Raw genomic sequence first — 8139 nt, forward strand, 5'->3', positions numbered from 1 at the left:
CCGGCTGCCGGTGCCGTATCTGCCCGAAGGGCTCCGTTACGACGGACAGGAGGGCGCCGGTGAGGTGCAGACGCCACTGCTCGGATCGGCGGCCGACGATCTGCTGATCGGCGACAAGGTGTGGTTCCGGCACGCCAAGGCCGGTGAGCTGTGCGAGCGGTTCGACACACTGCATCTGGTGGAGAGCGACCGCGTGGTGGCGACCGCACCGACGTACAGGGGCGAGGGCCGTACGTTCCTCTGACCTCTCGGCCGACGCGCGGTCCCGTCCTCGCCGGTGAGGGAGGACGGGACCGGCACAGCTCAGCTCAGCTCCTGACCATGGCCCTGGCCCTGGTCTAGAGCGGGGTGACGTAGGCGCCGGAGATACCGCCGTCGACCAGGAAGTCCGTGGCGTTCACGAACGACGCGTCGTCGCTGGCGAGAAAGGCGACCGCCGCCGCGATCTCGTCCGCCTCGGCGAACCGGCCCACCGGGATATGCACCAGCCGGCGCGCGGCCCGCTCCGGGTCCTTGGCGAACAGCTCCTGGAGCAGCGGGGTGTTGACCGGCCCCGGGCAGAGCGCGTTCACCCGGATTCCCTCACGGGCGAACTGCACTCCCAGCTCACGGGACATCGCGAGCACGCCGCCCTTGGACGCGGTGTAGGAGATCTGCGAGGTCGCCGCGCCCATCCGTGCCACGAAGGACGCCGTGTTGATGATGGATCCCTTCTTCTGACGGCGCATATAAGGGATGGCGGCCTTGCAGCACAGATAGACGGAGGTGAGATTGACGTCCTGGACGCGCTTCCACGCGTCGAGGTCCGTGGTGAGGATGGAGTCGTCCTCGGGCGGTGAGATACCGGCGTTGTTGAAGGCGATGTCGACGCTGCCATAGGTGTCGTACGCCGTCTTGAAGAGCGCGTCGACCTCATCGGCGCGGGTGACATCGACCTGTACGAAGGTCCCGCCGACGGCGTCGGCGGCGGCCTTGCCCGCGGTCTCGTCGATGTCTCCGCAGACGAGGTGCGCGCCCTCGGAGGCGAGCCGGCGCGCGGTGGCCAGCCCGATGCCGCTGCCGGCTCCGGTGATCACGGCGGTACGGCCGACCAGTCGGCGGCAGACGGTGTCGTTGGTGGGGGCGGTCATGATGGCTCAGGCCTCCGTGCTGATGAAGACGTTCTTGGTTTCGGTGAAGGCGGCGAGGGCGTCGGGGCCCAGTTCACGGCCGAGTCCGGACTGTTTGTAGCCGCCGAACGGAGTCCCGTAACGGACGCTGCTGTGGGAGTTGACGGACAGATTGCCCGCGGCGACGGCGCGCGAGACCCGCAGGGCTCGGCCGAGGTCGCGGGTCCAGATTGATCCGGCGAGGCCGTAGTCGGTGGCGTTGGCCAGCCGGACGGCGTCCGCCTCGTCCTCGAAGGGCAGGACGACGGCGACCGGCCCGAAGACCTCCTCGGTCGCGACCGGTGCGTCCGGTTCCACATCGGTGAGGACGGTCGGCGGGAACCAGAAGCCGGGGCCGCCGGGAGCGCTGCCGCGGATGGCCTTGACGCCGTCGGGGACATATGACCGTACGCGCTCCAGTTGGACGGCCGAGATCAGCGGGCCCATCTGTGTCCTCTCGTCGGACGGGTCGCCGACGACGACGGACTCGACGGCCGGTGCGAGGAGTTCCAGGAACCGGTCGTGGACCTCGCGCTGGACGAGGATTCGGGTGCGCGCGCAGCAGTCCTGGCCCGCGTTGTCGAGGAACGCCATCGGGGCGGTGGCGGCGGCCTGTTCGAGATCGGAGTCGGCGAAGACGATATTGGGGCTCTTGCCGCCGAGTTCGAGCGTCACGCGCTTCACCAGGGCGGCGCATTTGGCCATGATCTGCTTGCCGACACGGGTGGAGCCGGTGAAGACGATCTTGGCGACTCCGGGATGCTCGACCAGCGCGTTGCCCGCCACATCGCCGGCGCCGGGCAGGACCTGGAAGAGATGCTCGGGAAGCCCTGCCTCCAGGGCGAGTTCGGCCAGCCGCAGCGCGGTCAGCGGTGTGGTCTCGGCGGGCTTGAGGAGTACGGCGTTGCCCGCGGCGAGGGCGGGGGCCGTGCCCCAGGCGGCGATGGGCATGGGGAAGTTCCAGGGAGCGATCACTCCGACGACACCGAGCGGCTCCAGCAGCGTGATGTCGAGCCCTCCGGCCACGGGAATCTGCCGGCCGCTCAGCCGCTCCACTCCTCCGGCGCAGTAGTCGAGGAGATCGCGGACATTGCCGGCCTCCCAGCGGGCGTTACCGAGGGTGTGGCCCGCCTCGCCGACCTCCATCCGGGCCAGTTCCTCGATGTGCTCGTCGACGACGGCGGCGAAGCGGCGCAGCAGCCGGGCGCGCTCGGCGGGAGCCAGGGCCGCCCATCGGAGCTGGGCCGCCGAGGCCCTCCGTACGGCCGTGTAAACCTGGGCCGGAGTGGTCGCCGGGACCGTGGCGACGGTCTCGCCGGTGGCCGGGTTGAGGACAAGATGTCCGGCGGTGTGATGTGCGTGCACGTCGTTCCTCACAGACGTTCGAAGGAGCGGCGAAGCTCCCAGTCGGTCACCGCGGCGTCGAAGGCCTTCACCTCGACACGGGCCATATTGCTGTAGTGCGCCACGACGTCGTCGCCGAAGGCCGCGTGCGTGAGAGTGCTGTTCTCCCAGAGCTCGGCGGCCTCGCGCAGAGTGGTCGGGACCTGGTCGTAGGCGGCGGCGTAGGCGTTGCCCTCGCATGCCTCGGGGAGTTCCAGTGCGTTCTCGATGCCGTACAGCCCGGCGGCGACCATTCCGGCGACGGCGAGGTACGGGTTGACGTCTCCGCCGGGCAGCCGGTTCTCGAAGCGCAGGGACCGGCCATGGCCGACGACCCGCAGTGAACAGGTGCGGTTGTCATGGCCCCAGGCGACGGCGGTGGGCGCGAAGGAGCCCGGCTGGAAGCGCTTGTACGCGTTGATGGTCGGCGCGTACAGCAGGGAGAAGTCACGGAGCGCGGCGAGCTGGCCCGCCAGGAAGTGGCGCATCACGGGCGACATCCCGTCCGGCCCGTCGCCGGCCATGACATTGGTGCCGTGCTTGTCCTGGAGCGAGAGATGGATATGGCAGGAGTTGCCCTCACGCTCGTTGAACTTGGCCATGAAGGTGAGCGAGACGCCTTCCTGGGAGGCGATCTCCTTGGCACCGGTCTTGTAGATGGCGTGCTGGTCACAGGTGACGAGGGCTTCGTCGTACTTGAAGGCGATCTCGTGCTGGCCGGGATTGCACTCGCCCTTCGCGGATTCGACGGTCAGTCCGGCGCCGGCCATCTCGTTGCGGATCCGGCGCAGCAGCGGTTCGATCCGGCCGGTGCCGAGGACGGAGTAGTCGATGTTGTACTGGTTGGCGGGAGTCAGCCCGCGGTAGCCGCTGTCCCAGGCCTGTTCATAGGTGTCCTTGAAGACGATGAACTCCAGCTCCGTGCCGACATGCGCGGTGTAGCCGTACTCGGCGAGCCGGTCGAGCTGACGGCGGAGGATCTGGCGGGGAGCCGCGACAACGGGTGAGCCGTCGCTCCAGGCGAGGTCCGCCATGACCATCGCGGTGCCCTCGTTCCAGGGCAGCCGGCGCAGTGTGGTGAGGTCCGGGCGCATGGCGAAGTCGCCGTAGCCGGTGTCCCAGGAGGACATCGCGTATCCGTCGACCGTGTTCATATCGGTGTCGACGGCGAGGAGATAGTTGCAGCCCTCGGCGCCGTGCTCCAGGACGTCGTCGACGAAGAAGCGCGCGGCGAACCGCTTGCCCTGGAGCCGGCCCTGCATATCGGGGAACGCCAGGACCACCGTGTCGATCTCACCGCTCTCCACGAGGATGCGCAGCTTGTCGACGGCGAGCGGGGATGTGCGGTCTGCCACGGGATTACTCCTCCTTCGGTCAGCCGGAAGCCATAAGGTATTCCTGGAGACCTTTGGTTGGGAAGGGGAATCGGCGACGTGGCGAAGAAGAGCGAGCCGATGGACCCGCTGACTCCGGTGCTGCGGCCCGTGCGGGCGGGAAACGGCTTCGAGGAGGCGCTGGAGCAGATCCTCCAGGTCGTCAGGCTCGGTCTGGTGGCGGGCGGGGAGCGGCTGCCCGCCGAGCGGGAGCTCGCGGACCGGCTGCGGATCAGCCGGGTGACGCTGCGCGAGGTGCTCAAGGTGCTCCAGGACCAGGGGCTGCTGGAGAGCCGGCGAGGCAGATACGGCGGGACGTTCGTACGGCCCAGACCCGACACTCCGGTCGGCGGCGCCGAGGAGGAGCTGCGCCGGCGGGTGGCCGGCGTGGATATGGAGGACGTTCTGCGTTTTCGCGAGGTGCTGGAGGCGGGCGCGGCGGGACTGTGCGCGACGGACGGACTGACCGGCCAGCGGGCAGGGCGGCTGCGCTCGGCGCTGGCCGCGACACACGACGCGCCGCTCATGGAGTACCGCAGGCTGGACACGCTGTTCCATCTCACGCTCGCCGAGCTGTCCGGCTCCGCGACGCTGACCGCCCAGTACGCGGCCGTGAGGGCTACGGTCAACGATCTGCTGGACTGCATCCCGCTGCTCGTCCGGAATCTGGAGCACTCGCAGCGGCAGCACACGGCGCTGGTCGAGGCGGTGCTCGACCAGGACGCGGACGCGGCACGCGAGATCGCGCGTGAGCACTGCGGCGGTACGGCCGCACTGCTGCGCGGCTTTCTGACCTGAGCGCGGGCCGTGCCGGAACGGAGGCGGTGACGGCCATAGCCGTAACAGCCGTTTAACGCACGAGTCTTGCGCGCGGCCATCAGGAGCGCAAAGGTATGCCCTCACACCTTTACCCGAGGCAGGAGCTGCTCATGTCCGACGGCACCGACTCGCGCATCCCGACGGCCGTCCCGGCCGACACGGCCCAACAGGACGCCGACTATCTGCGACGGCGCGCGCTGCGCCGGGGCAGCGCCGGCTGGCTGCTGCTCACCGGTCTCGGTGTCGCCTATGTCGTCTCCGGTGACTTCTCGGGCTGGAACATCGGTCTCTCCGAGGGAGGCTTCGGCGGTCTCGCCATCGCCACACTGCTGATGGGTGTCATGTACGCCTGTCTGGTCTTCTCCCTCGCCGAACTCTCCGCCATCCTGCCCACCGCGGGCGGCGGTTATGGCTTTGCCCGGCGCGCGCTCGGCACCTGGGGCGGCTTTCTGACCGGTACGGCCATCCTGATCGAGTACATCCTCGCGCCGGCCGCCATCTCGATCTTCATCGGCGACTATGTCGAGTCGCTCAATCTCTTCGGGCTGACGGCCGGCGGGCCGGTCTATCTGGCCTGCTTCGCGATCTTCATAGGGATCCATCTCTGGGGCGTCGGCGAGGCGCTGCGCTTCAGCCTCGTGGTGACGGCCATCGCGGTGGCGGCGCTGCTGATCTTCGCGGTCGGCGCGTTCACCGAGTTCGACGCGAGCGGGCTCAATGACATCCCGGTCGACCAGGACGCGTTCGGCTCCGGGTCCTGGCTGCCGTACGGCGTGCTGGGCATCTGGGCGGCCTTCCCGTTCGGTATGTGGTTCTTCCTCGGGGTGGAAGGGGTGCCGCTGGCCGCCGAAGAGGCCAAGGATCCGGTGCGTTCGATGCCGAGGGCGCTGTCGATCTCCATGGGTGTGCTGGTCCTGCTCGCACTGATCACCTTCTTCGCCGCGACGGGCGCACGCGGCTCGGCCGCCGTGCAGGACGCGGGCAATCCGCTGGTGGTCGCGCTCCAAGGAGACGGCGATCCGACCGCGCTGAGCCGGTTCGTCAACTACGCCGGCCTCGCCGGTCTCGTCGCCTCCTTCTTCTCGCTCATCTACGCCGGATCACGGCAGCTCTTCGCCCTCTCCCGCGCGGGGTATCTGCCTCGCTTCCTCTCCCTGACCAGCACCCGCAAAGCTCCCTATCTCGGGCTGCTGATCCCGGGCGCGACCGGTTTCGCGCTGGCGGCGGGCACCGGCGACGGCGGACGGATGCTGAATGTGGCGGTGTTCGGCGCCACCATCTCGTATGCGCTGATGGCCCTGTCCCATCTGGTGCTGCGCCGCCGTGAGCCGGGGCTGGCCCGGCCGTACCGCACACCGGGCGGCATGCTCACCTCCGGCGCCGCGTTCGTACTGGCCCTGTCGGCGCTGGTGGCGACGTTCCTGGTGGACAAGGACGCCGCGTTCATCGCGCTGGGCGTCTATGTCGTCGCTCTCGCGTACTTCACCTTCTACAGTCGGCACCGGCTGGTCGCGGCTGCTCCCGAGGAGGAGTTCGCGGCCCTGGCCGCCGCCGAGGCCGAACTCGAACGCGGCTGAGGACAGCATCCGGCCGGCACTCACGGAAGGACCGGGACGCCATGAAACCGCTCATCGGGATCAGCACCTATCTGGAGAAGTCCGCCGCATGGGGCGTCTGGGAGCTGCCGGCGGCGCTGCTGCCGGCCGGTTATCCCGGGATCGTCCAGCGGGCCGGCGGGCTCGCCGCGATGCTTCCGCCGGACGGCCCGGACACCGCCGCCTCGGTGGTGGCCAGGCTCGACGGCCTGGTGATCGCGGGCGGCCCCGATGTGGAGCCCGTACGGTACGGAGCCGAGCCGCATCCTCGTACCGGACCGCCGGCCCGGGAGCGGGACGCCTGGGAACTGGCCCTGATCGACGCCGCTCTGGCGTCCGGCACGCCGCTGCTGGGGATCTGCCGTGGCATGCAGTTGCTCAATGTGGCGCTGGGCGGGACGCTCGTCCAGCATGTGGAGGGACACACCTCGCCGGTCGAGGGCACCTTCGGCGAGCATCCGGTGAAGCCGGTGCCCGGCACCCGCTACGGCGGTCTGGTGCCGGAGGAGTTCGCCGTACCGACACACCATCACCAGACGGTGGACCGGCTGGGCAACGGGCTCACCGTGTCGGCGTTCGCGGCGGACGGCACGGTCGAGGCCGTCGAACTGCCGGAGCCGCACTGGGCGCTGGGTGTGCAGTGGCATCCCGAGATGGCCGATGACACCCGTGTGGTGAGCGCGCTGGTCCGGGCCGCCGCGTCGCGGGCCGCGGGCACCTGATTCCCCGGCGTACTCAGTCCGGGACACCGCGCGTCAGGGAGAGCAGATCGCGGGCCGGGCCCACGGGCCGGATGCCGACCGGCCAGACCGCGCGCAGATCACGGCGGAGCCGTATGCCCTCCACCGGCACTCTGACGAGCCGGTGGGCGGCCAGCTCCTCGCCGACCGCGAGCTCGCTCAGTACGCACGGTCCCGCGCCGCTCACGGCGGCGGCCTTGAGCGCGGTGGTGGAGGCGAGTTCGAGCAGCGGCTCGGCCACTCCGCCGTACGGAGCGAGCCCGGCGTCCAGCACCTGACGGGTGCCGGAGCCGGGTTCCCGCAGGATCAGTGCGGTCCCGGCCAGTTCCGCCGGCTCGATCGGGCCACGGCGGCGGGCCCAGGGATGGCCGGGTGCGGTGACCACCAGCAGCCGGTCATGGCCGATGACCGCCGAGTCGAGTCCCTCTGGCGCGGCCGTGCCCTCCACGAAGCCGAGATCGGCCTCATGGGCGAGCAGCCGCTCGGCGACCGCCGCGGAATTGCCCGCGAGCAGGGAGACCGCGGTGTCCGGCCGGGCCCTGCGGAGCGCCACCAGCCAGCCGGGCAGCAGATACTCGGCGATCGTCATACTGGCGGCCACGCGCAGCCGGGAGTCCCTGCGGTCGCGCAGCGCCTGCGCTCCGGCGTCGAAGGCCTCGGCCGCCTCCACCACGCGTCCGGCCCAGTCGCTGACCAGGGCCCCGGCGTCGGTGAGCCGGGAGCCGCGCGGTGAGCGGTCCACCAGGGCCACTCCGAGCAGCCGCTCCATGGCCCGGATACGGCCGCTGGCGGCGGGCTGGCTGATGCCCAGCTCACGGGCGGCCCGGCCGAGGCTGCCGAGCCGGGCGACGGCGAGCAACAGCTCCAGAGCGCCGAGATCGGGCACCCGGTGGGCCAGTGGCGCGGCGCCCGGCGCGGCGGGATGAGCTATGGCGCGGTCGGAGCGCGGAGCATCGGTCATAACTCCAGGTTATGACCTCATAGCGACAACGGGCCTGGTGGGGGCCGTGGGCGGGCGCGAGGCTGGAGCCATGGCCACTCTCACGCATCCCACCAGGGCGTATCCCGCCGCCACCGGCGG

At 70.2% G+C, this 8139-nt stretch carries 7 protein-coding genes and 1 pseudogene; 4 read left to right on the forward strand and 4 right to left on the reverse strand.

Annotated features, from left to right (window positions below):
- Nucleotides 1-244 (forward strand): annotated as a pseudogene (locus tag GA0115259_RS07320) (hypothetical protein); the annotation flags it as partial.
- A gap of 94 nt (nt 245-338) precedes the next feature.
- Here the strand turns inward: GA0115259_RS07320 and GA0115259_RS07325 are convergent.
- The 3 genes from GA0115259_RS07325 to GA0115259_RS07335 are packed head-to-tail and all read right to left on the reverse strand — an operon-like array spanning nt 339 to nt 3886.
- Nucleotides 339-1130, reverse strand: coding sequence for a 3-oxoacyl-ACP reductase (locus GA0115259_RS07325; protein WP_093592589.1), 792 nt, complete (start codon nt 1128-1130; stop codon nt 339-341).
- Nucleotides 1131-1136: 6 nt separating this feature from the next.
- Nucleotides 1137-2513: an aldehyde dehydrogenase family protein gene (locus tag GA0115259_RS07330; RefSeq protein ID WP_093592594.1), complete on the reverse strand. Its 1377-nt coding sequence runs from the start codon at nt 2511-2513 to the stop codon at nt 1137-1139.
- 8 nt (nt 2514-2521) lie between these two features.
- Nucleotides 2522-3886, reverse strand: a complete 1365-nt coding sequence (locus tag GA0115259_RS07335; RefSeq protein WP_093592596.1) for a glutamine synthetase family protein — start codon at nt 3884-3886, stop codon at nt 2522-2524.
- A 99-nt stretch (nt 3887-3985) separates the two neighbouring features.
- On the opposite strand from GA0115259_RS07335, the gene GA0115259_RS07340 reads away from it, so the two are divergent.
- The 3 genes from GA0115259_RS07340 to GA0115259_RS07350 all read left to right on the forward strand — a co-directional run bounded on the left by GA0115259_RS07340 (nt 3986) and on the right by GA0115259_RS07350 (nt 7040).
- Nucleotides 3986-4702: a FadR/GntR family transcriptional regulator gene (locus GA0115259_RS07340; protein WP_093592602.1), complete on the forward strand. Its 717-nt coding sequence runs from the start codon at nt 3986-3988 to the stop codon at nt 4700-4702.
- 131 nt (nt 4703-4833) lie between these two features.
- On the forward strand, nt 4834-6300 hold the full coding sequence (gene eat / locus GA0115259_RS07345; RefSeq protein ID WP_237539830.1) for an ethanolamine permease: 1467 nt from the start codon (nt 4834-4836) through the stop codon (nt 6298-6300).
- Between the two features lie 41 nt (nt 6301-6341).
- Nucleotides 6342-7040, forward strand: a complete 699-nt coding sequence (locus tag GA0115259_RS07350; RefSeq protein ID WP_093592599.1) for a gamma-glutamyl-gamma-aminobutyrate hydrolase family protein — start codon at nt 6342-6344, stop codon at nt 7038-7040.
- Nucleotides 7041-7053: 13 nt separating this feature from the next.
- Here GA0115259_RS07350 and GA0115259_RS07355 read toward each other — a convergent pair whose 3' ends face one another.
- Nucleotides 7054-8019 carry a LysR family transcriptional regulator gene (locus GA0115259_RS07355; RefSeq protein ID WP_176732464.1) on the reverse strand — a complete coding sequence of 322 codons (966 nt, stop codon included), beginning with the start codon at nt 8017-8019 and terminating at the stop codon, nt 7054-7056.
- Nucleotides 8020-8139 lie beyond the last annotated feature (120 nt).

The organism is Streptomyces sp. MnatMP-M17 (assembly GCF_900091995.1).
Taxonomy (GTDB): domain Bacteria; phylum Actinomycetota; class Actinomycetes; order Streptomycetales; family Streptomycetaceae; genus Streptomyces.